The organism is Kitasatospora sp. NPDC048662, from assembly GCF_055587065.1.
This window is the reverse complement of record NZ_JBVJHA010000006.1, coordinates 126,615-151,600: the sequence shown is the minus strand read 5'-3', so window position 1 is coordinate 151,600 and position 24,986 is coordinate 126,615. Positions and strand designations below refer to the sequence as shown.

Annotated in this window: 20 protein-coding genes and 3 pseudogenes; 14 read left to right on the top strand and 9 right to left on the bottom strand. The window is 69.4% G+C overall.

Annotated elements, in window-relative coordinates; all coding sequences use genetic code 11:
- Positions 1–5: 5 nt before the first annotated feature.
- From dnaK to ACZ6R9_RS18800, 3 genes are all read left to right on the top strand, one after another.
- Positions 6–1,859, top strand: a complete 1,854-nt coding sequence (gene dnaK, locus ACZ6R9_RS18810) for a molecular chaperone DnaK (RefSeq protein WP_465538965.1) — start codon at positions 6–8, stop codon at positions 1,857–1,859.
- A 46-nt stretch (positions 1,860–1,905) separates the two neighbouring features.
- Positions 1,906–2,466, top strand: a complete 561-nt coding sequence (locus ACZ6R9_RS18805) for a hypothetical protein (protein WP_465538963.1) — start codon at positions 1,906–1,908, stop codon at positions 2,464–2,466.
- A gap of 98 nt (positions 2,467–2,564) precedes the next feature.
- The gene (locus ACZ6R9_RS18800) at positions 2,565–2,840 is read left to right on the top strand and encodes an isoamylase early set domain-containing protein (RefSeq protein WP_380482895.1); all 276 of its coding nucleotides are present in this window, start codon (positions 2,565–2,567) and stop codon (positions 2,838–2,840) included.
- Between the two features lie 114 nt (positions 2,841–2,954).
- Here ACZ6R9_RS18800 and ACZ6R9_RS18795 read toward each other — a convergent pair.
- Both ACZ6R9_RS18795 and ACZ6R9_RS18790 read right to left on the bottom strand, forming a co-directional pair.
- A pseudogene (locus ACZ6R9_RS18795) lies at positions 2,955–5,159 on the bottom strand (molybdopterin oxidoreductase family protein); the annotation flags it as partial.
- 33 nt (positions 5,160–5,192) lie between these two features.
- A complete protein-coding gene (locus ACZ6R9_RS18790; protein WP_465538961.1) occupies positions 5,193–6,083 on the bottom strand; it encodes a transposase in 891 nt (296 codons plus the stop codon).
- A 318-nt stretch (positions 6,084–6,401) separates the two neighbouring features.
- Here ACZ6R9_RS18790 and ACZ6R9_RS18785 point away from each other — a divergent pair, with 318 nt between their 5' ends.
- Positions 6,402–7,868, top strand: a complete 1,467-nt coding sequence (locus ACZ6R9_RS18785; protein ID WP_380482899.1) for an aminotransferase class I/II-fold pyridoxal phosphate-dependent enzyme — start codon at positions 6,402–6,404, stop codon at positions 7,866–7,868.
- 148 nt (positions 7,869–8,016) lie between these two features.
- Here the strand turns inward: ACZ6R9_RS18785 and ACZ6R9_RS18780 are convergent, their stop codons facing one another.
- From ACZ6R9_RS18780 to ACZ6R9_RS18750, 7 genes and pseudogenes are all read right to left on the bottom strand, one after another.
- A complete protein-coding gene (locus tag ACZ6R9_RS18780; RefSeq protein ID WP_380482901.1) occupies positions 8,017–8,229 on the bottom strand; it encodes a CDGSH iron-sulfur domain-containing protein in 213 nt (70 codons plus the stop codon).
- The gene (locus ACZ6R9_RS18775) at positions 8,216–8,866 is read right to left on the bottom strand and encodes a HemK2/MTQ2 family protein methyltransferase (RefSeq protein WP_465538958.1); all 651 of its coding nucleotides are present in this window, start codon (positions 8,864–8,866) and stop codon (positions 8,216–8,218) included. Before ACZ6R9_RS18775 ends, ACZ6R9_RS18780 begins: the two co-directional genes overlap by 14 nt.
- Before the next feature lie 306 nt (positions 8,867–9,172).
- The gene (locus ACZ6R9_RS18770; protein WP_380482905.1) at positions 9,173–10,195 is read right to left on the bottom strand and encodes an iron-containing redox enzyme family protein; all 1,023 of its coding nucleotides are present in this window, start codon (positions 10,193–10,195) and stop codon (positions 9,173–9,175) included.
- A complete protein-coding gene (locus tag ACZ6R9_RS18765) occupies positions 10,192–10,476 on the bottom strand; it encodes a hypothetical protein (protein WP_465538956.1) in 285 nt (94 codons plus the stop codon). Before ACZ6R9_RS18765 ends, ACZ6R9_RS18770 begins: the two co-directional genes overlap by 4 nt.
- Before the next feature lie 294 nt (positions 10,477–10,770).
- The gene (locus ACZ6R9_RS18760) at positions 10,771–12,102 is read right to left on the bottom strand and encodes an NADH-quinone oxidoreductase subunit D (RefSeq protein ID WP_465538954.1); all 1,332 of its coding nucleotides are present in this window, start codon (positions 12,100–12,102) and stop codon (positions 10,771–10,773) included.
- Positions 12,103–12,556: 454 nt separating this feature from the next.
- A pseudogene (locus ACZ6R9_RS18755) lies at positions 12,557–13,360 on the bottom strand (IS5 family transposase).
- 307 nt (positions 13,361–13,667) lie between these two features.
- A pseudogene (locus ACZ6R9_RS18750) lies at positions 13,668–13,832 on the bottom strand (pirin family protein); the annotation flags it as partial.
- 582 nt (positions 13,833–14,414) lie between these two features.
- Between ACZ6R9_RS18750 and ACZ6R9_RS18745 the strand changes: the two are divergent.
- From ACZ6R9_RS18745 to ACZ6R9_RS18700, 10 genes are all read left to right on the top strand, one after another.
- Positions 14,415–16,223 (top strand): hypothetical protein, encoded by a 1,809-nt coding sequence (locus ACZ6R9_RS18745; RefSeq protein WP_465538952.1) that lies wholly within the window; start codon positions 14,415–14,417, stop codon positions 16,221–16,223.
- 7 nt (positions 16,224–16,230) lie between these two features.
- The gene (locus tag ACZ6R9_RS18740) at positions 16,231–17,553 is read left to right on the top strand and encodes a peptidoglycan-binding protein (RefSeq protein WP_465538950.1); all 1,323 of its coding nucleotides are present in this window, start codon (positions 16,231–16,233) and stop codon (positions 17,551–17,553) included.
- A gap of 26 nt (positions 17,554–17,579) precedes the next feature.
- Complete coding sequence (locus tag ACZ6R9_RS18735) at positions 17,580–18,611, top strand: hypothetical protein (protein ID WP_380482917.1); 1,032 nt, start codon at positions 17,580–17,582, stop codon at positions 18,609–18,611.
- Between the two features lie 36 nt (positions 18,612–18,647).
- Complete coding sequence (locus ACZ6R9_RS18730; protein WP_465538948.1) at positions 18,648–19,229, top strand: PASTA domain-containing protein; 582 nt, start codon at positions 18,648–18,650, stop codon at positions 19,227–19,229.
- Positions 19,230–19,550: 321 nt separating this feature from the next.
- Positions 19,551–20,105, top strand: coding sequence for a GH25 family lysozyme (locus ACZ6R9_RS18725; RefSeq protein ID WP_465538946.1), 555 nt, complete (start codon positions 19,551–19,553; stop codon positions 20,103–20,105).
- Positions 20,106–20,625: 520 nt separating this feature from the next.
- Entirely contained in the window at positions 20,626–21,804 is a 1,179-nt protein-coding gene (locus ACZ6R9_RS18720) for a PAS domain S-box protein (RefSeq protein ID WP_380482922.1), read from the top strand.
- A 20-nt stretch (positions 21,805–21,824) separates the two neighbouring features.
- Entirely contained in the window at positions 21,825–22,187 is a 363-nt protein-coding gene (locus tag ACZ6R9_RS18715; RefSeq protein ID WP_465539377.1) for an STAS domain-containing protein, read from the top strand.
- Positions 22,184–22,612, top strand: coding sequence for an anti-sigma regulatory factor (locus ACZ6R9_RS18710; RefSeq protein ID WP_380482924.1), 429 nt, complete (start codon positions 22,184–22,186; stop codon positions 22,610–22,612). The genes ACZ6R9_RS18715 and ACZ6R9_RS18710 overlap by 4 nt, the downstream gene beginning before the upstream one ends.
- Before the next feature lie 13 nt (positions 22,613–22,625).
- The gene (locus ACZ6R9_RS18705) at positions 22,626–23,639 is read left to right on the top strand and encodes a SpoIIE family protein phosphatase (protein ID WP_465538943.1); all 1,014 of its coding nucleotides are present in this window, start codon (positions 22,626–22,628) and stop codon (positions 23,637–23,639) included.
- A 13-nt stretch (positions 23,640–23,652) separates the two neighbouring features.
- Positions 23,653–24,825, top strand: a complete 1,173-nt coding sequence (locus tag ACZ6R9_RS18700; RefSeq protein ID WP_465538941.1) for a PAS domain-containing sensor histidine kinase — start codon at positions 23,653–23,655, stop codon at positions 24,823–24,825.
- The last annotated feature ends 161 nt before the right edge of the window (positions 24,826–24,986 follow it).

Here is a 24,986-nt window from a genome sequence, read left to right as displayed (position 1 = left end):
CGGCAATGGCACGCGCAGTCGGAATTGACCTCGGGACGACGAACTCGGTGGTCTGCATGCTGGAAGGCGGCGAGCCGGCCGTCACCGCCAACGCCGAGGGTGCGCGCACGACCCCGTCGGTGGTGGCCTTCGGCAAGGGCGGCGAGGTACTGGTCGGCGAGGTCGCCAAGCGGCAGTCCGTCACCAACGTGGACCGCACCGCCCGCTCGGTGAAACGGCACATGGGCGAGAGCGACTGGCGTTTCCCCGAGAAGGGGGACGTGAACGGCAAGCGCTACACCGCGCAGGAGATCTCGGCGCGGGTGTTGCAGAAGCTGAAGCGCGACGCGGAGGCGTATCTGGGTGAGGACGTGACGGACGCGGTGATCACGGTGCCCGCCTACTTCAACGACGCCCAGCGCACTGCGACCAAGGAAGCGGGCGAGATCGCCGGCCTGAAGGTGGCGCGGATCATCAACGAGCCCACCGCCGCCGCGCTGGCGTACGGCCTGGACAAGGAGAACGACCAGACGGTGCTGGTCTTCGACCTTGGCGGTGGCACGTTCGACGTCTCCCTGCTGGACATCGGCGAGGGCGTGGTCGAGGTGAAGGCCACCTCCGGCGACACCCACCTGGGCGGTGACGACTGGGACCAGCGGATCGTCGACCATCTGGTCAAGCAGTTCAAGAACGGCTACGGAATCGACCTGTCCAAGGACAAGATGGCCGCCCAGCGGCTCCGGGAGGCCGCGGAGAAGGCGAAGATCGAACTGTCCGCGGCGACCGAGACGACGATCAACCTGCCCTACATCACGGCCTCCGCCGAGGGCCCGCTGCACCTGGACGAGAAGCTCACCCGCGCCCAGTTCCAGCGGCTGACCGCCGACCTGCTGGAGCGCTGCGAGGGCCCGTTCCACCAGGCCGTCAAGGACGCCAAGATCGAGGTCTCGGACATCGACCACCTCATCCTGGTCGGCGGCTCCACCCGGATGCCGGCCGTCACCGACCTGGTGAAGAAACTCACCGGCAAGGACCCGCACAAGGGCGTCAACCCGGACGAGGTCGTCGCCGTCGGCGCCTCCCTGCAGGCCGGTGTGCTGAAGGGCGAGGTCAAGGACGTCCTGCTGCTCGACGTCACCCCGCTGTCCCTGGGCATCGAGACCAAGGGCGGCATCATGACGAAGCTGATCGAGCGCAACACCACGATCCCGACCAAGCGCTCCGAGATCTTCACCACCGCCGAGGACAACCAGCCCTCCGTGCAGATCCAGGTCTACCAGGGCGAGCGCGAGATCGCGGCGTACAACAAGAAGCTCGGGATGTTCGAGCTGACCGGCATCGCGCCGGCCCCCCGCGGCCTGCCGCAGATCGAGGTCACCTTCGACATCGACGCCAACGGCATCATGCACGTCGGCGCGAAGGACCTCGGTACCGGCAGGGAACAGAAGATGACCGTCACCGGTGGCTCCTCGCTGCCGAAGGACGACATCGACCGCATGATCCGGGAAGCCGAGCAGCACGCCGAGGAGGACCGCCTCCGCAAGGAGGCCACCGAGACCCGCAACCAGGGCGAGCAGCTCGTCTACAGCACCGAGAAATTCCTCACCGACAACCAGGACAAGGTCCCGGCCGACGTGAAGAGCGAGGTGGAGACGGCCCTGGCGGAGCTGAAGGAGAAGCTCAAGGGCGAGGACACCGCAGCGATGCGCGCGGCGACTGACAAGGCCGCCCAGGTCAGCCAGAAACTGGGCCAGGCCATCTACGCCCAGAACGCCGCTGGTGCGCCAGACGGCGGTGCGACCGGCCCGCAAGGCTCGGAAGAGGAAGTCGTGGACGCCGAGATCGTCGACGACGACGAGCACAAGGGAGGCGCCGCATGACCACCCCGTCCAAGCTCAACCACGACAACTGAAGCAGCGCCCGCCTGTGGCCATCCGCGACAGGCGGCGCATCGACCCGGACACCCTGAAGCTTCGGCCCGACAGCGAGGAACGGCCCGCCAAGATCACTGACCAGCAGAGCACCGGCGGCCCCGCCAGTGCCCTGCTCGGGGATCACCTGTTCGGCACGACGGGCGCGCAGGGCGGTGCCACCTCGATCCGCGCGCACCACCACCGCGGCCGGCGCCTGTCGAACGGCGCCGGTCCTCAAAGGGAGCGCCGCGCGGGCGGTCAGAAACGCTCGGGTGTGGACGGAACTGTTCAACTGCTTGGCGGTGGTGGGGCGGCCGGCGAGGCCCTCGGACGGTCTCGGAGCGGCCACACCACCAAGATCCACCTGAGCGCTGAAGGCCGCTGCCGGGTGTTGTCCCTGGTCGTCACGCCGGGACAACGCGCCGACTGCACCCAGTTCGAGCGCCGCCGAGACCAGATACGACAAACGCGTCTACGTCTTCCTCGGCACCATCGCGCTTGCCGCACTGACCATCTGGCTCCGCTCGTGATCGCGCGGACGGAACCTAATGCGCCGTCTGGGTGGCGGTGCTGACGGATCGTCGTGCCGTCGCAGCGACACGGGCGTCGATGAGGCGAGGATCGACCGCAGGCCCATCGCCCGGATGGGCCATGAAACGGAGTAGATGGCCTGTGTTGGAACGCGCTCGCGACAAGGACCAGGAAGCGGTCACATTCGTCCTGCCCTCGGACCACCCCGCAGGAGACACCAGTGTGGTCGGGGATTTCAACAGCTGGCGACCCGGTATCCACCGGTTCAATCTGCGCCGGGACGGCTCCCGCGCGGTCACCATCGACCTTCCGCTGGACAGGCAGTTCGCCTTCCGCTACCTGTCCGCGGACGGCTGGTGGTTTGACGAGGAGACCGCCGACGGCCACGACGGCCGCAACAGTCTCCTGCACACCTGAGACTCCTGGCGACCACCTCGGGGTGCCCATTCGTCTCCGGGGTCCGTGGTGGTAGTTCGACGCGCCCCCGAGTAGGGCACGCCAGCCAGGATCCGCGCCGTGGCTTGGTCCCGCTCAAGCTGGAGCATTCCTCGTTGAGGGGCCCGCCTCCCCGCCCTCCTGGGTCGTGTACGCCTCGGGGCCGCCGGCGGTTTCCGGGGCCGGCCCGGTGGGGGCGGAGGCGGTGGTGGTGGGCGCGGGGGCGATGGCGCCGTCCGTCGGTGAAATGAGACGGATGCTGGCGGCGGTCGTCTTGTAGAGGGGCTGTTTGGAGGCCGGGTCCCAGCGGGTGGGCGTGGTCTCGTTGGCGGCTCGCGCGCCCGTCGGGTCGGCCGGCCGGTATCCGGCCGGCGCGTCGAAGTAGCCGTAGTGGAACGGCACGAAGATCATCCCATCGCGCATCGCGGTGGTCCGGAGTCGGCCCCGAATGGAGCCGCGTGCGGTGGACACCTCGACCAGGTCGCCCTCTGTCAGGCCCCGGGTGGCGGCTTCGGTGACGGACAGTTCCACCCATACCTCGGGAGCGGCGTTGTTCAGCTGCGGGGCGCGGGCGGTCTTGGTGCGGGTGTGGAAGTGGTAGAGCGTGCGGCCGGTGGTCAGTTGGAGCGGGTGCTCCTCGGTGGTGTCTTCGGTCAGCGGCTCGAACGAGGCCGCCCGTAGGACAGCTCTGCCGTCGGGGTTGAGTGCGCGGTAGGCGGATTCGCCGTCGGGTTCGCCGGTGGCCATGTTCTTTCCGTACGACTCACAGGTGTCAGGGTCTGCCCAGGTGATGCCATCGGTGTAGAGGCGTTCGGTGCCACTGGGTGCCTGCCAGTTGCAGGGCCACTGGATGCCACTGGCGGCGGTGCGCAGCAGTCCGTGGCTCAGGCCGGTGTAGTCGCAGGGCCGCCCCGCACTGCACTGCTTCCACGCCTCGAAAGCGCTTGGGGCGTCGTACCAGTGGACGAGCCGGTTGCCGTCTTTGTCGCGGAAGTCCATCCGGTGGGCGTAGTCGAGCAGGATGTCGAGGTCGGTGCGGGCTTGACCGGGCGGTTCGACGGCCTTGTCGGACAGGTGGACGGTGCGGTCGGCGTTGGTGAAGGTGCCGGTCTTCTCGCCCCAGGTGGCGGCGGGCAGGACGACATCGGCGAGCTGGGCGGTCTCGGTGAGGAAGAGGTCCTGGACGACGGTGAACAGGCGCTCGTGTTCGAGGATGGCGCGGATGCGGGGAAGTTCGGGGAGGGAGACGGCCGGATTGGTGGCGCTGATCCACAGCATCCGGAGTCGGCCTTGTTCAGCGAGGCTGAAGATCTCCATGACGTGGGTGGAGGGACCGTCGTGCGGGATCCGGTCGGGTTCGACGTTCCACACACGGGCGAGATCGGCGACGTGCTGTTCGTTGGCCCAGTTGCGAAAGCCCGGCAGGTCACCGTTGGCGCCGCACTCGCGGGTGTTCTGCGCGGTGGGCTGGCCGTTCATTTGCAGGATCCCGCAGCCGGGGCGGCCGAGCGCCCCGCGCAGCAGGGCGAGGTTGTTGACCTGGACCGCGGCGGCGGTGGCCTGGTGCGACTGGTAGAAGCCCTGCAGCACGGTGCACAGCAGCCGGTGGGACCGGCCGAGGAGTTCGGCGGCCTCACCGATCCGTGCGACGGGAATGTCGCAGATCCGGGCGGCCCAGTCGGGCGTGCAGTCCGCGACCGCGGCGGCGAGCTGCTCGAAGCCGACCGTGTGCTCGGTGAGGAAGTCGTGGTCGATGCGGCCGGTGCGGATGGTCTCGTGGAGCAGGGCGTTCATCAGCGCCAGGTTGGTGCCCAGGCGCGGGGCGAGGTGAACGGTGGCACGTTCGGCGACCTTGGTGCGGCGCGGGTCCACGCACAGAAGGCGGGGAGGATCGATGCCTTCGAGCCGGTCGAGGATGCGCATCCACAGCACGGGCTGGGTCTCGGCCACGTTGTGGCCGAACAAGGCGATCGTGTCGGCGTGGTCGACGTCGGTGAAGGAGGCGGGTTGGCCGTCGCACCCGAAGGTCTGCTTGAGGGCCTCGGCGGCGGTCGCGGTGCACAGGCGGGTGTTGCCGTCGATGTGCGGGGTGCCGATACCGGCACGGGCGATCACGGCCAGCGTGTAGTACTCCTCCAGGAACAGCTGGCCGGAGGTGTAGAAGCCGATCGACTCGGGGCCGTGCCGGTGCAACAGGTCCTTGCTGCGGGAGACGATTCGGTTCATCGCGGTGTCCCAGTCGGTTTCGACCAGGTGCCCGCCCTCGCGGACCAGAGGGGTGGTGAGCCGGTCGCCGGTTGCGGGGCCGGTCCGTGCTGAAGCTCCTATAGATCGTCAAGTGGTCTGGAGGAGCGGTTTCGGTGCGGTCGATGGGCGGGTGAGGTGCTTGTAGACCTCGCGGGCGATGAAGCGTTTGAGGCAGCGCAGGATGTCTTTCTTGGACATGCCTTCGGCGGTGCGGCGTGCGACGTAGTCCTTGGTCCGGTCGTCGTAGCGCATGCGGACCAGTGCGATGGTGTGGAGCGCGTTGTTGGCCTGGCGGTCGCCACCGCGGTTGAGGCGGTGACGGTTGGTGCGGCCTGAGCTGGCGGGGATCGGGGCAGCCGCGCACAGGTGCGCGAAGGACGCCTCGGACCTGAGTCGCTCCGGGTTGTCACCAGCGGTGATGAGGAACTGGGCGGCGGTCTCGGTGCCCACCCCCGGCAGAGCGATGAGCTCCGGGGCCGCCCGGGCGACCAGGGGCTTGAGCCCGGCATCGGCTTCCGCGATCTCCTCGCTGAGGTACTGGTAGCGGCGGGCGAGACGTCGCAGGGCGGTTCTGGCCGCCTGGGCGGGGTCGGCGGCGTCGCCGGCGGGCCGGGAGCGGGCGAGTGTCCTGATCAGCTCGGCCGTGGGCAGTTTCCGCAGTTTCTCGCGGACTTCACCCGGTGCGGTGACGATCAGGGTGCGGATCTGGTTGATGGTCTGGGTTCGGGACTTGACCGCTGAACGGCGGACGACGCGCAGGGAGCGGATGGCCTCCACGATGCCGTCGCGGGTCTTGGGCCGACCGCCGGCGCGGCCGGACAGGTGCGAGCGCAGCCAGTCCAGCGGTCGCCGGTAGCCGTCGGGGGTGGTGGGGAACGACTCGGTGGCCAGGTGGCGGCCGATGGAGTCGATGACGGCGGCCTGGTGGAAGTCGGTGTGGGTGTCGACGCCGCCGACGACCGCTGTGTGGTCTGCCATGCTTGGTCCTGTTGTCCTTCCGTATGACGTGCGAGGGATGGCACGCGCCGGTCGGGCGGCAGGACAAGACTGTGATGGGACCTTTGGCCGGGCTCCTATGAAGTCACAGGCGCCCGACCGGCCGCGTGCATAGTGACACCGCTCGAACGGTCGACGATTCAACCCAAGGACAGCCGAAGCGTCAGTCAGGCAACGAGTCAGACCCCCAAGCGGTGCCACCTACATCCTCACAGTCAGGCATTTCAGATCCACCGACCGCGGTCACGCGGGCAGGCGAGCGCCCCGTTTCGCTCCGAGCTGCGAGGGCAAGCGCCGGGCATGGACCAGTCTCAGGCACCGGTACTGGAAGCCCTGGCCACCTACCACGTCAACGGCTACACGGCCTTCACCCCACCCGGGCACAAGCAGGGCCGCGGTGCCGACGAGCGGGTGCTACGCACGCTTGGCGAGGACGTGTTCCGCGCCGACGTGCTGGCCGCTGGCGGCCTGGACGACCGCCTGGCGACAAGGCACGTCCTGGAGCACGCGCAGCAACTGATGGCCGAAGCGGTCGGCGCCGAGCACACCTTTTTCTCCACCTGCGGCAGTTCGCTGTCCGTGAAGGCGGCCATGCTGGCCGCTGCCGGTCCGCACGAGCACTTGGTGGTCGGACGGGACGCGCACAAGTCCGTCGTGGCGGGCTTGATCGTGGCCGGCATTCGGCCCCTGTGGGCAGATCCGCAGTGGGATCCCGATCTGCACCTGGCCCACCCTCCTTCCGCCGACGCCTTCGCCCGGGCGCTGGCGGAACATCCGGAGGCGCGCGGCGCCCTGATCACGTCACCCACCCCGTACGGCACCTGCGCGGACCTGCCGGCCACAGCTGCAGCCTGCCACAGCGCGAACCGCCCGCTGATCGTCGACGAGGCATGGGGCGCGCACTTGCCTTTCCATCCCGATCTGCCGAGGTGGGCGATGGACGCCGGCGCGGACGTGTGCGTCACTTCTGTGCACAAAATGGGCTCCGGGCTGGAGCAGAGCTCCGTCTTCCACCTCCAGGGCGACCGGATCGACCCCGCGGTGTTGAAGCAGCGCGAGGACCTGCTCGGCACCACGAGCCCCTCCACTTTGATCTACGCGGCCCTCGACGGCTGGCGCCGTCAGATGGTCCAGTACGGCCGAGCCCTCTACGACCGGACCCTGGCTCTCGCCGCCGAGGCCCGTGAAAGTATCGAGCACCTCGACGGGTTGCACGTCCACGGACGCGAGGAATTCTGCGCCCCGCACCGTGCCGCCGACCTCGACCCCCTTCAGATGATCATCGACGTTGCCGGGCTCGACATCACCGGCTACCTGGCCGGCGACTGGCTGCGCTCCCATCGCCAAGTCGACCTGCACATATGCGACCACCGCCGCATCAGCGCCCAGCTCACCCACGCCGACACCCCCGAAACCGTCGGCCGCCTGCTGACCGCCCTGGCCGAACTGACGACGATCGCCGACACCTTGCGTCCCGCCGCGCAGGTCGACGTACCCGACCCCACTGACTTGCGGCTGGAACAGGTACTGCTGCCCCGCGACGCGTTCTTCGGCCCCACCGAGCAAGTCCCCACCGGCACCGCCGCAGGCCGGATCGCGGCCGAGATGCTCACCCCCTACCCACCCGGCATCCCGGCCGCAGTACCGGGCGAGCGCCTCAATGAAGCCGTCATCGACTACCTTTCCAGCGGCCGAAGGGCCGGCATGCTCATCCCCGACGCCGCCGACCCGGGCCTGGACAGCATCCGCGTCGTCATCGAAGGCTGATGTTGTCCGGCGCCTGCGATGCCCGCCGAGTTGATGACGCGCCTCCGAGAGACCTGACCTCCAACGGACCGGGGTGAACGGAGTCCCTGGAGCGGCAGGGGACCTCGCCGGAACGGAAGCCAGCCTGTTCGCCCTAGCCAGTGGCGGCCTATGGCCGGGGTGTGCTGTGCCGGCGGTGGCTGGTGTCGCACAGCGGATAGCGGCGGCTGCGGCGGCAGGTGCAGACAGCGACCACCGGGCGGTCGCAGTGCAGTGTGCTCCCGTCCGGCAGCAGCAGCTCCACCGGGCCGTCGATGAGCAGCGGTCCGTGTTCGGTGAGGCGCACCCGGGGCGTCTGCGGATCGTGGTCAGTGGCGGACACCGCGCACCACCGCCAACTCTTCGGTACGGACTCCCGGTTCGATCAGCCCGATGTCCTCGAACCACTGCGCCCTGGCGGTCATCACCGGGCCGAAGCGCTGCGACTTGCGCGCGATGACACCGACTTGCAGCCCTGCGGCGCGCAACTGCCGGACAGTGGCGTCGGGTTGGGCCAGTGAGGACTGTACGAGCAGAAGTACCCCGCCCGGCGCGAGCAGCAGTGGGACCTGGCGGCACAGCCGGTCGAGCAGCTGCCGCCCGTCCGGCCCGGCGTCCCACGCCACAGCCGGCCCGCGGCCGGGCGGCTGCGAGTCCCGGGCGGGGACGTACGGCGGATTGGACAGCACCAGGTCGAACTGCTCATCGAGGACAGGCCCCGTCAGGTCGCCGCGCCGCAGTCGCACGGGCAGACGGTGCAGGTGGGCGTTCAGCCACGCAGTGGCCAGTGCTCGGCGGGACAGGTCCACAGCGGTGACCCGACACCCACGACGGGCCGCCGCCAGCGCGAGGACCCCGCAGCCGGTGCCGAGGTCCAGACACCGGGCCCCGGGCCTTACGGGCTCGCATCCGAACGTCTCCAGCAACAGCGCGGTGTCTCCTTGCACGGGGTACACACCGGGTGGCCTGAGCAGCACCATGGCCATGCGTATGCCCAGCGAGTGGGTGGCGACACTCGAGGCCGCGCTGGGCGGATCGGCTTGGACGTCGGCGGTGCAGTGGGCGAGGGTGACGTGGTCGGGGAGTTCGCGGGTAAGCCGGCCCGGGTGGACAACGTGTCCGGCGGGTGATGGTCGGCGCGGTGCCGGTGCAGGCAACCGGCGCGAAGCACGTCGACCTGCCTGCGCGGACGCCATCCGCAGCCTCAGCTTCCACCTGCCTGGTCCAAGGTCGGCGATGGCCGCTGCTCGGCGAGGTGAGCAGGCTCGGGGACGAACGGCGGCGGATCACTCGGTCGACTCCTCAGGCAGCGGGGCGCGAAGCGAACTGGCGCCGGTGCGCCAGGCGTTGAGTTGCTGGGCAGCGAGCCGATCCTCGGTGAGGGCGTAGGCGAGCGCGCCGAACGCGATGTCCTCGGCTGGGCATCCGGGTTCGGCGATCAACGGGTCGATGACGGTGCGCCGTACGAGCTGCTCGTGGACGGCGTCGGCGACGACGTGCTCGCGGTAGAACAGGGTGCCGCGCGGCGACGCGCCGAGCCGTTCGAACGCGGCGGCGAGCCGAGCCGCACCGGGCGGCGAGGTGATCTCCAGCGCCGCGAACTGCCCCACCAGTGCGCCCCGCAGCGCCCGGTGCAGTCCGAACAACGACATCGTGTTGACCACTGCGAGTGCCGACCCCGGCACCGCGTCCAAGTACGCACCGTACGCCGGGTCGAGCCCGAAGTCCGCCATCATCGCCGCGAACAGCTCGGCGTGCGCCCGCTCCGGCCGACCCGCACCGTACTCGTCGTACTGAACGGCGACCAGCGCGGCCTTCGCCGGGTACGGCAGCCGCGGCACCGCCCACATCTGCGGGTCGGCCTCCTTCAGGTGGTACAGCGAACGGTGCGCCAGGTATTCGCGGGCCTGCGCCCTGGTCCCGGACGCCAGCAGATGGTGCGAAGGCCCGTCGCCGTTCGGTGGCTCCACCAGCAGATCCGCCAGCACCTCGGCCAGCGGCGCGGGCCGGCCCACCTCGCGGCGCAGCCCGGCCAGGAACACGTCCTCCAGGGCGGCCCGCAGGGCAAGCAGCTCCGGCGACCACTCCCAGTCGTCGTCCACGCCCGCGAATCCTCGGTAGTGCAGCTCGTAGCAGATGTACAGGGCGAGTTGCAGGTCGTCGCCCCACGGACCGGCGGCGGGCTCCGGCGCGGGCAGCGTGTACCGGGCGGAGCCGCGCAGGGCCGCCAGGACCGCAGCCGAGAGCGGGCCGCGCGAGGCCGGCAGCCGCGGGGCGAGGATGCCTGCGGGGGCGGAGGCGTGTATCACGGTGACCTCATTCCGAACGCAGCTCCAGGGCGCGGCACTTCGGGCCGCCTCCGGCCTTCCCGCAGCTCCGGCACGGCGACCGGCACCGGCCGGTACCCAGCAGTGCGCAGCTGCCGCACCAGTCCCCGGGCGGCTCCGGGCAGTACCACGTGGCTCCCGTCACTGACGGCGTTCAGGCCGAACGCGGCGGCGTCCGCGGCGCGGGCGAGGATCGCGTCCACCGCGAGGGCCTTCCACTGCCGCAGCGCCGCCGTCCGATCCACCGGCTGGGCAGGATCCATCCGCGGGTTGATCGCGTACTCCACAGCGAAGTGTTCCGGCGGACACAGCAGGTACCGCCGTGGGCCGGCACGGCTGTGCGTCCGGGCCGACGCCGCGGACGACGCAAGGGACGACGGCGTGGAAGCAGTTCGTAGCAGGGCCATGGGCGGCGTCTGTCCTGCCCCACCGCCGATGAAACGGCTCCGAACCGACACGGGCTGAACACCGAGCGGTCACCGCGAACGCCCGACCAACCCGCGGCACCGCACCAACAGTGCCCCGGCCCTACGGCTGACCTTGCCCCGGTACGGCGCTCACCGGTCCACGCCACCCATCACCGGGTCGATGCTCGCCACCGCGACGACGACGTCCGCGAGCATGCCGCCCTCGCACATCGCGGCCATCGTCTGGAGGTTGGTGAAGCTCGGGTCGCGGAAGTGCACCCGGTAGGGCCGGGTGCCGCCGTCGGAGACGAGGTGCACGCCCAGCTCGCCCCTGGCGGACTCGACCGCCGTGTAGGCCTGCCCCGGCGGGACGACGAAGCCCTCCGTCACCAGCTTGAAGTGATGGATCAGCGCCTCCATGGACTCACCCATGATCTTCCGGATGTGGTCGAGCGAGTTGCCCAACCCGTCCGGGCCGACGGCCAGTTGGGCCGGCCAGGCGATCTTCTTGTCGCCCACCATCACCGGGCCGGGGGCCAGCCGGTCCAGGCACTGCTCGACGATCCGCAACGACTGGCGCATCTCCTCCAGCCGGATCAGGAACCGGCCGTAGGAGTCCGCGGTGTCGGCCGTCGGGACGTCGAACTCGTAGTTCTCGTACCCGCAGTACGGGTCGGTCCTGCGCAGGTCGTGCGGCAGCCCGGTGGCACGCAGGATCGGGCCGGTGGCGCCGAGCGCCAGGCAGCCGGCCAGGTCCAGGTGGCCGACGTCGACCAGCCGGGCCTTGAAGGCCGGGTTCTTGGTCGCCAGTTTGTCGTACTCGTGCATCCGCGAGCGCAGCAGCTTCACGCCCTCGCGGATCTTGTCGACGGTGCCGGCAGGCAGGTCCTGCACCAGACCGCCCGGCCGGACGTACCCGTGGTTCATCCGCAGGCCCGTCACCAGCTCGAAGATGTCGAGGACGACCTCGCGGTCCCGGAAACCGTAGACCATCAGCGTGGTCGAGCCGATCTCCATCCCGCCGGCGGCGAGGGCCACCAGGTGCGAGGAGATCCGGTTCAGCTCCATCATCAGCACCCGGATCACGCTCGCCCGCTCCGGGACCTGCTCGGTGATCCCGAGGAGCTTCTCCACCGCCAGGCAGTAGGCGGTCTCGTTGAACAGCGGAGTCAGGTAGTCCATCCGCGTCACAAACGTGGTGCCCTGCACCCAGTTGCGGAACTCCATGTTCTTCTCGATGCCGGTGTGCAGGTAGCCGATGCCGCAGCGGGCCTGTTTCACCGTCTCGCCGTCGATCTCCAGGACCAGGCGCAGCACGCCGTGCGTGGACGGGTGCTGCGGGCCCATGTTGACGATGATCCGCTCGTCGTCGGCCTGCGCGACGGCCTCGGCGACCTCGCCCCAGTCGCCGCCGGTGACGGTGTAGACGCGGCCCTCGGTGGTGTCCCGCGCTCCTGCCGACTCGTGCTCGCTGCCACTCATCAGTCGTATGACCTCCGCTCGGGTCGCCGGTCGCGCCTGATGCGTCCGTGTCGCGGCGCGTGATCGGGCACGACGGGACCGCGGCCGTCCGAGCGGGCCGACCCTCGGGCCTGCTTCACGGGCGCGAATCGGCAGCTCGGGCTCCTCGAATCCAGGATCGCGTACATCTGCCACGAGCACCCGGCCGGACCGGTGCATCACACCAGCCGCGGCCGTACCACGGAAGAGTCGGGAGGTATACGTGGGTGCCCTCATTCGGGCCTGGCTGCCCGGATAGCCTCACCGTTTCGTGGGCAGGTCCCCACATGGGCATCCCACGGCGTCACGGCGGCTTCCGCCGGTACCGGAGAGCGTCGCGCCGGCCCGACGGTTCGTCCGCTCGGCGCTGGACGGTGCACAAGCGGGTCTGGCGCGTTGTCGATCGCCGCCGCCTCATGACTGCGCACCACCGCGGTCAGCGGCCCGGTTGCGCCTCGGCTCCGCCGACCGTTCCAGCGTCTGCCTGTGGACGTGCCTGGATGTCGTCGCGTCGCTCCCGGCGGATGCGAAGGCGTCGGAAGCCGTGGAGCCACGCGATGGTGTGCTCGACTACCCAGCGATGGACGCCGAGCCGTGATCCGTGGGGCACTCCGCGGCGGGCAATCACGGGCTTGATGCCCGCTTCCACGCAAGGCGCCGGTACTTGTCGTGGTCGTGGCCCCGGTCGGCCAGCCGCACGTCCGGACGGTGCCGTGGCCGACCGACCAGGCCGGCGACGAGTGGGATCTTCGCCAGCAGGGGCAGGAGCTGGGTGACGTCGTTGCGGTTGCCGCCGGTCAGAGACACCGCGAGCGGGATGCCCTGGGCGTCGACAAGGACGTGGTGCTTGCTGCCCGGCCGTGCGCGGTCGACCGGCGAAGGTCCGGTGTGAGCCCCCCTTCAGCGCCCTGACGTGCGAACCGTCGATCGCGGCATCGTCCATCTCCAGCAGCCCTGCGGCCCGCAGCTCGGCGAGCAGAACCTCGTGCAGGCGCGGCCACACGCCCGCTTCGGCCAAGTCCCGCAACCGCCGCCAGGCCGTCACCCCACTGCAGCCCACCCGCTCGGCCGGAACGTCCCGCCGGCTCACACCCTTGCGCAGCACGTACACGATGCCGCGCAGTGCAGCCCGGTCGTCCGCCGGCAGCCGCCCGGGACAGCGGTGGCGTCGCGGCGGACGTGGCGGCAGCAGCGGAGCCACCCGCTCCCACAGGTCATCAGGCACAAGATCATCCGACACGTGCAGCACTCCGCCGCCCGGACGCCTCAACTGCCAAGCCCCTGAGCCGAACTCATTTTGAAATGATCAGTAAGGCGCAAGGTTTCAGCGCCTGACGGACCGTCAGAAAAGTCAGCAAAAAGTCGGCGTTCATCCACCCACAGCCCGCAAAACCTGCCGACATGTGAGAATCGGCGAGGTGTTGGCGATCACTCCCGAGGCCGTGGCCGACGATGCCCGCCGGGGCCATACCGGGTGCCAGCGGCGGTCGCGGAGCGCCGTTCAGGGCTGATCGTTGCGATCGCCACCCCGGTGGCATCGGCGCAGGTCAGAGGCGGTTTCCGCGCGCCTTGAGGGCGACGTTCGGCAGCTCCGGCGCGGGCAGGCGGTCGCCCGGGTAGCCCTGGACCTCGCCGAAGCGCTCCCCCTTCTCCCGGTCGAGTCGTGCTTGCGCGATCTCCTCACTGGACCGGCCGATGAAGTTCCACCACATATCACGTGGTGAGCGTTTCATCCCAGCTCAGAGGCCTGTTCGACCATCCAGGGTCAGCAAACGGTCAGCAAACCTGCCTGGGGGTCAGCAGCAGTGGCAGCGATCAGACTCATCCGCGGCATGGGCAGCTTCTTCAAAACGTGCGAGGACTCCGAGAGCCGGTGGCCGCGGTGCCCGCACGAGTGCACGATCCGGTACCGCAACGCAGCCGGCCGCCAGGTCGAGGAGTCCGGGTTCGCCAACTCGGAGAAGGCGAAGACCCGGCTCGCCGAGGTCTACAAGGAGCGCAAGTACAACCCGCACAACCAGCGGGCAAGTAGGCGAATGCCGTGCCGGGTTGCGCGACTGTCGATCGAGGAGCGGCCCGTATTCCGAAGAGGACTGTCGGGATTGGCCGTTAACTGCCCGCCTGGCACAATGATTTGCAGAAGAACTTTGCGGTGCGTCCGGTCCAGCTGATGGCTCCGGGACTTTCCGATGGCGCCACCGCCTCCGCGCGTCTTGCCGACGACGCCGCGCTCCATCGCGCCATGCGTGAGACGCCGTCATCATCAATTTCCCACCTCCGTCGAGGAGGACATCATGAACCAGCCCACCGTGGGCGCAACCCAGGCGGCCGGCGAGCTGGCCGGCGCACTGCAGGCGATGCTCAGCAGCCTCGTGGCGAAGGCCCTGGGCTCACAGGCGTTGACCAAGGACGGCCAGCCGTTGCGTCAGGTCTGTTACATGCAGATGCCGAACGGCATGCCGATCAATCCCAAGGACTTCGCCGATCCGTGGTCACCCGTAGGCACGACCACGGTCGCCGGGGCCGGGAGCCAGGCGGGGATACCCCCCGATGTGGCGGCCGCCGTACCTCCCCCCGGCCCGGTGGGTCCGGCCGTGGCGGCCAAGAAGCCCCCGGTGCCACCGCCGCCGACGGAGAATCCACAACTGGTCCAGTCGCTGAAAGCGGCGTTCAACACGGCAACGCTGGTCGACCAGCGGCTGATGGTCACCACGGACGGCAGCTACCTTCCGTTCCAGGGCTCGGAGATCCTCAGCACCGCCTACGAGGGCCTGGTCATGAAAGCGCAGGGCCTGTCGGCACCGCCGCCTCCCAAGGACGTCCAGGACCGGATCGACAAGGCGCGGCAGGTACTCCACAAGTTCGACGCCAAAGGGAATGACACCGGAAAGATGTCAGACGCGTACATGGCGTACAAGGACGCCGCCCAGAAATGGGCGGATGCTCGCAGCGACTTCGCGACGGCGGAGGCCGAGGCGATGACCGATCCGGTCAAGGGCCAGGTCTGGCCGGTGACGTCGCAGTCACTCCAGCAGAAGGTCGACACCGCCTGGGACGAATGGCGTGCGGGCGGCGATGCCGACACCATCGAGAGTGCGCTCGACACTCTCGAATCGGTGGGCGGAAGTGTCGGGGCATTCTTCGTCAGCCAGGCCCGCACCCTGTACAAAGCATGGAATCTCGGGCTGACCGGTGTGCCCGTGCCCTCGCCCTACTCCGAAGTGATGCCGAGCACCTGGTACGACCCGAACGACCGGGAGAACGGCTTCACCGAACTCGACATCGCCGCCAGCCAGTGGGATTCGTCCGGTGCCACGCAGTCCTCCCAGCTCGCGAACAGCTGGTACCAGGGCCACAGCCAGTCGGTGGGCGGCGGAGGCGAGGCGATGGTGTTCGGGGTCACCTTCGGTGCGGATGCCACCAGCACCTCCAGCAGCGACTCGGCAGGGAGCTCAGCCTCGGGGGGCACCAGTATCAGCTTCAGCAACAGCACGTCGGACGTCGAGATCCACTTCGAGTACGGCCTGTGCACCATCTACCGTCCATGGCTGCTCTCGGAGCTGTTCCTCGTCGACGGCTGGTACCTCCCCGGTGAGCCCCCGAAGTCGATCAGCGACGGAACCATCGGAGGAGCGGTCAAGGCACAGGACGCGCAGACCCAGGACCAGAGCGCGGCTGAAGCACTGCCGATGATCACGACTCAGTTCATGGTGGTCCGGAACGTCGTCATCACGGCAAGCAACTGGGGGGATGCCGGTGACCGGATGAGTTCGTGGTGCCAGAACGCGTCCAGTTCCGACCAGAGCAGCGGCACCAGCGTCAGCGGGAACGTCGGCTACCTGGGCTTCGGCGGCGAGGCCCACGAGGGCAACGTCGACTGGTCCGGCTCGGAGTCCGAATCCGCTGCGGCAAGCGGTAGTTGGTGGTTCGACGGCAACTCCCAGCACGGAAAGCTGTCGATCAACGGTTGCCAGATAGTCGGCTGGATCGGCGAGATCCTGCCCGCCTCACCACGGGTCGACGGGGTGAACCCCCCGGCCGTCGTCGGCGCAACCGACAGCACGACCTCGTCGACCACGACCACGCCGACGGCGGGCGGCTGAGACGGTGATGGTGGACACCTCCAGGCTCGACCAACTCGGCGCGGCACTGTACGACTTCATCGACAGCCAGTTCGCCCAGCCGAGCGACGGGCCGACCACGGTCGCGTTCCTGCCCGGTGCCGTCGCCGTCCGCCCGGACACCTTCTACCAGAACGGAGTGGTCAACCCGGCACTGGTCGATACCTGGTTGACCACGGTCGTCGACCGGGTCGCCCCGGTGCTCAACAGCCAGTTCAGCGCGGGCGGCGCCACCGCCGGCGACATCATGACGGCAGTGACCCAGCTCGCGGCCCCGGCGGCACCCGTCGGCAGTGACACGGCGAACGCCTTCGTCCGACTCAAGGAGGAGTCCGCCCAGGCGATCGGACCCGTCGGAGCGCCCAAGGAGATCAGGACGGCGCCGCTCGACTGGTACGCCCCCGACAGAGTGGCGAGCTGGCCCGGGTACCAGTCCACCCGCTCCGTCACCGCCCCCGGGCCGGACGCCTCCGACCAGCCCCCGTCCGATGCCGGACCAGATGCGGGCAACCAGTCCCTGTGGTCGTGGCGCAGTGACGACGGATCCCAGAGCGACCAGGCGGCTGCCGCGCCCGGCACCAACGGCTCGGACAGTGACGAGAATCCCCCCGCGGCCTCGCCGACCCCCGTCGGCGCCTCTGCCCTCACCCTGACCATGAACTACTTCCAGGTCGCAATGTCCCGGTCGGGCTGGTGGAACGACGTCCTGCTGAACAGCCCACTGTGGTACCTCCCTGGCGAGAGGGCCGGATCGCTGCTGCCTGGCAGCCTCCCGGTCGGCACGCCGTTCGGTCTGCCGGTGACGATGATCCTCACCGCGAACGTCGAGGTGTCCGGGCAGTGGACAGGGGACGACCTGGCGGCGGCGACCACCAGCACGCACTTCGGACCCTGGCAGTTGCCGACCGATCCGTTCGGGCCCGGTGAGGTGTCCGCGGAGAGCGCGGTGCTGAGCATTCCCGACATGCAGGTGATCGCCTTCGTCTGCCAGATGCTGCCCGTACTCCCGCCGGTGAGCGACCCGGCCCTGCCCGCTGCGCCGCCCCGGCAGTACCAGCCGTTTCCCGGAACTGACTTCTTCTCGCCCGGTCGCCGCAGTTCGGTCATCGCGGCCATGCACAACCGCCTCGTCGCCGTCGGCTGCGGCCGTTACCGGAGCACTGTCGGCGAGGACATCTGGGGGAGCGGGGACCAGGCGTCCTACCACGCCTGGCAACTCACTCTCGGCTACCAGGGCTCCGCCGCCGACGGCATTCCCGGCCAGGCGAGCTGGGACAGCCTGCAGGTGCCGTTCGTCACCGTCTCCCCCTAGCCGACACCTCACAAGGAGGAAGCCCGATGGCCGCACGCAGCGTCCAGATCACCCTGCACAACCACAGCGACCAAGACCTCACCCTCACTTCCAACGACCTTCCGGGTGGCGAGTGGACCACCCAGCCACCGGACAACGTCGGCCCGCAGGCCGACACCACCTGGGCCTCGGAGTCCGACGGCATCGCCACCGGCACCCAGGGCAGCGCGGTGTACGCGATCGGCGGCGACGGCTCCTCCCTGAAGATCGCCTGGGACAACCCCTTCGCCGGAACCAACAAGTACGCCACCGACGTCAGTCCGGGCTTCGCGCTCTACCAGAGCGGATGGTCCGGCGACAACGTGAGCGTGGACTACGTGCTGGAGCCCTCCACGCCGCACAACACCACCTTCCGGCCCTCCCAGCACGGCTTCCCGTTCGACAACAGCTGGACCAGCGCCCCGCTCACCTCGATCGACCTCGGGGTGGCCACCATCCCCATCGGCAACGCCGAGTACGGATTGTGCGGCGGCATGGTCTACGCGGCACTCGACTACTGGGCGGCGTCGCTGCCCGTCCCGCAGGACCGGCCGGATCCGGCCGCCCCCGGGACACCGCTCTACGACTACCTGGTCAGCCGGCTCTTCGACAGCTTCGACCTGCCCTCACTGCCCGTGACCCTGCTCACCATCGGCAACCCCGCGTACCCGGACACCGGAAGCGCCGGAAACCCCTTGGAAGGCCGCTCCCCGATCATCATCAAGGATGCCTGGCCACAGATCCGCACCTGGATCGACAGCGGATTCCCCGCCCCGATCTGCCTGGTGAAGGCTCTGTCCGCCAACCCGATGGACCTGCAACACGACCACCAGGTAGCGGCGTGGGGCTACCAGATGAGCGGCAACCAGGTGACGCTCTGCCTCTACGATCCGAACCTCCCCGGGCGTGACGACCTCACCCTCCAGTTCGACGAGGCCGACATCCTGAACCCGCCCAACATCTCGCCGTCCGACCCGGCTCAAGGCCAGATCTTCTGCTTCGTCACCACGGCCTACACCCAGAAGACACCACCGTCCTGACCCCGCGACGTCGAAAAGAACGCCCTGGAGGCTGCCATGCTCCGACTTCCGCTCCTGGCCGCATCCCCAGCCGATACGCCTTCGCCGTCCCCCAGTCCCACGCCGGGAGGCTCGGCCGTACTCACCTGGGGGCAGACCCTCGCCGCCCTGCTGATCATCGCCGGAGTGATCATCGCCATCGGCTTGGTCCTCTGGGGAGCCTCCGCCGCGAAGGGCGTGATGGGCAGCGTCGCGCGCAGCTGGATCGCGCTCGCCCTGATCGCCGGACTCCTGTCCGCCACCGTACTCGCGTTCGCGGTCAACGACTCCACCACCCGCAGCACCCTCATCGGCGCCCTCGGCGCAGCCGTCGGCGCGGCCACCGCGTTCTACTTCTCCTCAAAGTCGACCGACCAGGCCCACGACCTGCTCACCACCTCCGTGGGCACCGAAACCGTACCGGATCTGACCGGACGCACCGCGGACGACGCCATGCGGGTGCTGAGCACGACCACGCTGAGACTGATGACCGACCCGACCTCACCCGCCCCTGCCGTCGGCGAAAACGTCGTGAAACAACAGCCCCCCGCCGGCACGGCGGCGCCCAAGGGAACCACGGTCCTGGTGATCTACGGCTGACACGGCTCCTGGGTCGGGCTGTGGGGGCGTGTACGACGGCCGTCTCGGCAAGCACACCGAGGGATGTCGAAGGCGGTACCGTCCACCGCGACCAGCCGCCAGTGGCGAAACCACGCGCCGACCGTCCCCTTCGTGGCCACGGGGTGGCAGACCCGGGCGAACAGCGCCCGCAGCGGCTCCGGACCCAGCCGCAGCCGGAAGCCACCTCATCAACCGGCTCGGGCGGGAACGCCCGCGTCAGCACTCCCGGCGCGATTCGGTCCGAGAACCACTCCACCCGCCGACGACTTCACCTGTCCAGTTCAGCAAGGAGGCACCATCATGCTGAAGGGAATCGACGTTTCCAGCTACCAACCGGCTGCCCTCAGCACCAATGGCCTGTCGTTCGCGTTCGTCAAAGCAACCGAGGGCACCGACTACGTCAACCCCAAGCAGGCCGCCCAGTCGCAGTCGGCCCGCGGCTCGGGGCTCGTCGTCGGCTTCTATCACTTCCTGAGGCCGGGTGACGTGCAGGCACAGGCCCAGTGCTTCGTCGAACGCTGCCTGAGCCTGCCGAACGACATCCTCGCGTGTGACTGGGAGGCCGAGGGCGGTACGGCGCCCACCTGCGCGGAGAAGGACCAGTTCCTGGCAGCGGTCAAGCAGTTGCGACCGAACCACCGGATCGTCCTGTACTGCGACGTGGACTTCTGGCACAACCGTGACAGCACGTCGAACTGCGGGGACGGTCTGTGGATTGCCGATTACAGCCATCCGGCGGGGCAGCCCGCTGTTCAGCACCAGTGGCTCTTCCACCAGTACAGCCAGGCCCCCGTTGACCAGAGCGTCGCGAACTTCGAGACCGCTGGCCAGTTGAGGCAGTGGGCGGGGCAGTAGGCCGCCCGCCGGTGTGGCGGGCGGGTTCGGCCCCCGTGTGCGCCGGGCCCTCGGCGCCGACGGCCATCAGGTCGCCGTGCGAGCGCAGCCAGTCCAGCAGTCGCCGGTAGCCGTCGGGTGCAGTCAGGCGTACCTGGCAGCTCGGCAGCGGTCGCTCCGCCGCCGCCACCTTGGCCTGCGTCTCGGCCCGGTCACCCACGCCGTGATCGACCACGCACATGCCCCGGTCGCCGTCGTGCCGCACGACTGAAACGGCGCAGTGCCTTCCGGGGATCAGGCACGGGACATCACCGCGCGGATGCCGCGTCCACCTGGTGGGGACACGGCATCCGCGCGTCCGGCCTGCTCCCGGTGCATGGGAAGCGGTGGTCGGTCGTTGGCATGCTGGGTCCGCCCGGTAACATCAGCGCGGACGGGACCGCAACGTCGCCCGTGGATGCCCAACCCGGGCCGTATGAGAGGGGAGACGGGGCCGACTATGACGACGCCATCGATAGGTGAGCAGGAGCCCCAGGCGACTGTGCGTGAGCTTGAGTCGATGCTGGACGCGGTCACCGATCAGGCTTTGATCAAGATCAGCCCAAGTGGGCAGGTGGTTCGCTGGAGCCGCGCTGCCGCGTCGATGACGGGTTACACCGACGCCGAGGTGGTGGGGCGGTCGGTGTCGGTGCTGCACACCGCGGAGGACCGCGACGCCGGACTGCTGGATCAGGAACTGGCCGCGGCGCGCAAAGAGCGTCGGTGGAGTTTTGAGGGCTGGCGGATCCGCAAGGGGGGCGAGCGTTTCCTGGCCAGGGTCGCTCTGACGCCGGTTCTGGGCGAAGAGGGCGCAGTGACCGGCTTCATTCTGGCCCTGCGGGATGTCACTGAAAGTGCGCGGGCCGAGTCGCTGTTCCACGGTCTGCTGGAGTCGGCCCCGGACGCCATGGTGATCGTGGGCCCGGACGGGCGCATCGTACTGGTCAACCGACAGACCGAGACGCTGTTCGGCTTCGAACGCGGGGAACTGGTCGGCCGGGAGATAGAGGTGCTGGTACCGCCGCGGTACCGCGACCGCCACGTAGGCCACCGCAACGGCTTCCTCACCGGGCCCCGGCTGCGGCCGATGGGCGAGGGACTCCAGCTGTCCGGAATGCGCAGGGACGGCACGGAGTTCCCCCTCGAGATCAGCCTGAGCCCGCTCCAGACGGCCGAGGGTCTGCTGGTTGCCGCAGCGATCCGCGATGTCACCGAGCGCAGGGAGACCGAGCAGCGGCTGCAGCGCCAACGCGACGAGATCCTGGAGCTGTCCACGCCGGTGATCCAGGTGTGGGACAAGGTACTTGCGTTGCCGATCATCGGGACCTTGGACACCCTGCGAGCCACCCGGCTGACCGAGGGCCTGCTGGAGAAGATCGCCCAGACTCAGGCGGAGGTGGCGATCCTGGACATCAGCGGGGTGCCCACCATCGACACCCAGGTGGCTCAGCATCTGCTGAAGACCGTCCAGGCGGCTGCGCTGATGGGGGCGGTGAGCATTCTGAGCGGGGTGCGGCCGGAGACCGCGCAGTCCATGGTGCACCTGGGCATCGACATGGGGCGCCTGCGGTCGCGCAACACCTTGCAGGACGCGTTGCAACTGGCGCTGGCGCTGCTGGCCGAGCGGGCCGGGACCGCCGAGACCGCCACCCGGGCGCTGTCCATGGGGGGCTCGCTGTGAGCGACGACGTCGTACCGGTGATGCGGATCGGTGACACGCTGCTGGTGGCGTTGCAGGGCGACCTGGACGACACGACCGTGGTCCAGATCGAGGAGCAGCTCACCCGGGAGGTCGCGCGCACCGGTGCATCCGGGATGTTGATCGATGTGAGCCGGCTGGCTATGGTCGATTCGTTCATCGCACGGGTGCTGGCGCGAATCGTGGCGATGATCCGGCTACTGGGAGCCCAAGCCGCGATCGTGGGAATTCAGCCCGCGGTGGCCATCACACTGGTGGAACTGGGTGTCCCGATGGGCCATTTGGACACGGCGCTCAACGCCGAGCAGGGCCTGGCACTGCTGCAGCGGCTGCGCCGCGCCGAGAACGGTGCGGTCCGGCTGTGACCTGGAACACCACAACGGACGCGGAGCCGGCCGTCTTCGCGATCGCCCATGAGGCCGATCTGATCCGGGTCCGCAAGGTCCTGCGTGCCGAGGCCGAGGCAGTGGGTCTGGGCCTGGTCGACGCGACCAAACTGATCACGGCCGGAAGCGAGTTGGCTCGTAACATCCTCAACTACGCCACCGGGGGCCGCGGCCGGATCCGCGCCGAGCAGGTGTACGAGCAGGGGCGCCGGGGGGTGCGAGTCACCTTCGCCGACGACGGTCCGGGCATCGCCGACATCGAGGCGGCGATGACCGACGGCTTCAGCACCAAGGGCAGCCTGGGCCTGGGCCTGCCCGGGTCGCGACGGCTGGTGGACGACCTGACCCTCACATCGGGCGCCGACTCGGGCACGACCGTGGTGATCGTGAAGTGGCAGCGGTGACCGGGGTGCGGCAATGAGCGAGAACGAACACCGCCTCCATGCAATCGAGGCAGAGGAGGACGTGGGCGCCCTGCGCCGGGCGGTCGCCCGGATGGCAGTCGGCCAGCACGGCCTTCCTGCGGGCGTGGCCGAGTTGGTGGCCACCGAGCTCGGCACCAACCTCGTGCGGCATGCCCACCCCGGGGGATACGTGCTGGCCCGCAGGGCCGCAGACGGGATCGAGCTCATCTCGGTCGACCGCGGCCCGGGAATGACCGCGGCGTCCCTCACTCCCCCGGTGGACCTGGTGCCGTCCTCGAATCGTCGTGGCGGTCTGAATGCCGGGTTGGGCGTCGTGCGGCGCAACTCCGTCGAGTTCGACTGGTACTCCACCCGGGGAGGCACGGTCGTCTACGCCCGGCTGGGCGCCAACCCCTCAGGCACAGCAGGTCGTTGGTGTTTCGGCGGAGTCAATGTCCCGCTGGGCGGTGACGGCGAGTCCGGAGACGCGTGGTCGGTCACGCCTGGCGAGCGGCTGACCGCCCTGGTCGTCGACGGCCTCGGCCACGGCGCCGGTGCTGCCTTGGCGGCGAGCGCCGCGATCACCACGTTCGAGCACGGCCCGGTCACCGCCCTCGACCACTTCATCCAGCGAGCCCATCAGGCGATGCGCGCCACCCGGGGCGGTGTCCTGGGCGCGTGCGTCATCGACCCCGAGGACGGCGAGCTCAGCTATGCGGCGGTCGGTAACATCACCGGACGGATCATCACCAACGGTCACCGCTCGGTCCATCTACTGGACCGCCCGGGCACCCTCGGTACCCATCTCCCCGTTCCGCGCACACACCTCCAGCACTGCCGCTGGCAACCCGGCTCGACCCTGGTGCTGACGTCCGACGGGATCCGCTCCGGCTGGAACCTGGAAGACCACCCCCGCCTGCTGGAGCACCACCCGGCGATCATCGCCGCGGTCGTGCACCGCGACCACGCACGGCCCTCTGACGACGCCACCGTGCTCGTGGTCCGCGACCGCAGCGGCATGTCATGATGATGCCCGGCATATGACGGACGACGGAGGACAGTTGGCCATCGGAGAGCTCCGCGACACCCAGCCCGCCGACAGCGCGGAGCTGATCGCCGACCTGCGCCAGGAGCTCGACGACACCAACCGGGGCCTGATCGCGCTGCACACCGAACTCGAGGCGGCCCAGCGCGCGGCGTCCCGGCTCGCGGCCATCGTGACGTCTTCGAACGACGCCATGATCTGCGTCGATCCTGCGCCCACCCACCTCGTCCAGACCTGGAACCCGGGCGCTCAACGCCTGTTCGGCCATACCGAGCAGCAGATCGTCGGGCAGCCGGCCGACGTACTCCTGCCCGGTGGGGCGATGGACGCCCTCCACGCCGCAGTGGCGGAGATCCGCGCCGGTGGACGCGCCGAGCCGCACGAGACCCGGTGGCGCCGATCGGACGGCACCGAGGTCGATGTGGCCGTCACCGTCTCGGCGATGTCCGGCGCCGACGGCACGTTGATCGGCTTCTCCACCGTGGCACGGGACATCACCGCGCAGCTCGCCGCCCAGGCCGAGCTGGCCGCCGCCCGTGCCGAACGCGAGGTACAGGGGGATCGCGACCGTATTGCCCGCGACATGCACGACCTCGTCATCCAGCGGCTGTTCGGCGGCGCCTTGACACTGGAGTCCACCCTGGGCCTGCTTGCCGACCGGCCGCAGGTGGGTAAGCGGGTCCGGCGGGTCAGAGACGACCTGGACGACACCATCCGGGTCATCCGCTCCATGATCTATGCCCTGCGCGAGCAGAAGCAGGACAGGGACGGCAAGGGTCTGCGCTCGCGACTGGTGGCAACCACCGACCGGGCCACCGAGACGCTCGGCTTCGCCCCGGCGCTGCGGATGACCGGCCTCCTGGACACCGACGTGTCCACCGAGTTCGCCGACCAACTGCTGGCCGTGCTGGGCGAGGCCCTTTCCAATGCGGCCCGGCACGCCCACGCCACCGCCGTCGACGTCAGTGTCGAAGTCACCGCCGCGGATCTGTGCCTGCGAGTGAGCGACAACGGCCGGGGCATCGACCCGGCCGTCACGCGCCGCAGCGGACTGGCGAACCTGCGCTCGCGTGCCGAGGAACTGGGCGGCACCTTCGCCCTCGTCGCGAACCAGCCGGCCGGCACCGTTCTCGAATGGATCGTCCCCCTCAGCGGCAGTCACAGCTGACCGGACGTCCCTGACGCGACCGGCACTCGCTGACGATGTGCCGACCACCATCGCGCAACGGCGTATGTTCGCGCACGACGGGGATGCCTCCAGCTGATGGCCCGCAACAAGGGTGGGCACGTCCACCCGCCGCCTACCTAGCCGCTGTTGGTGCGCTGGAA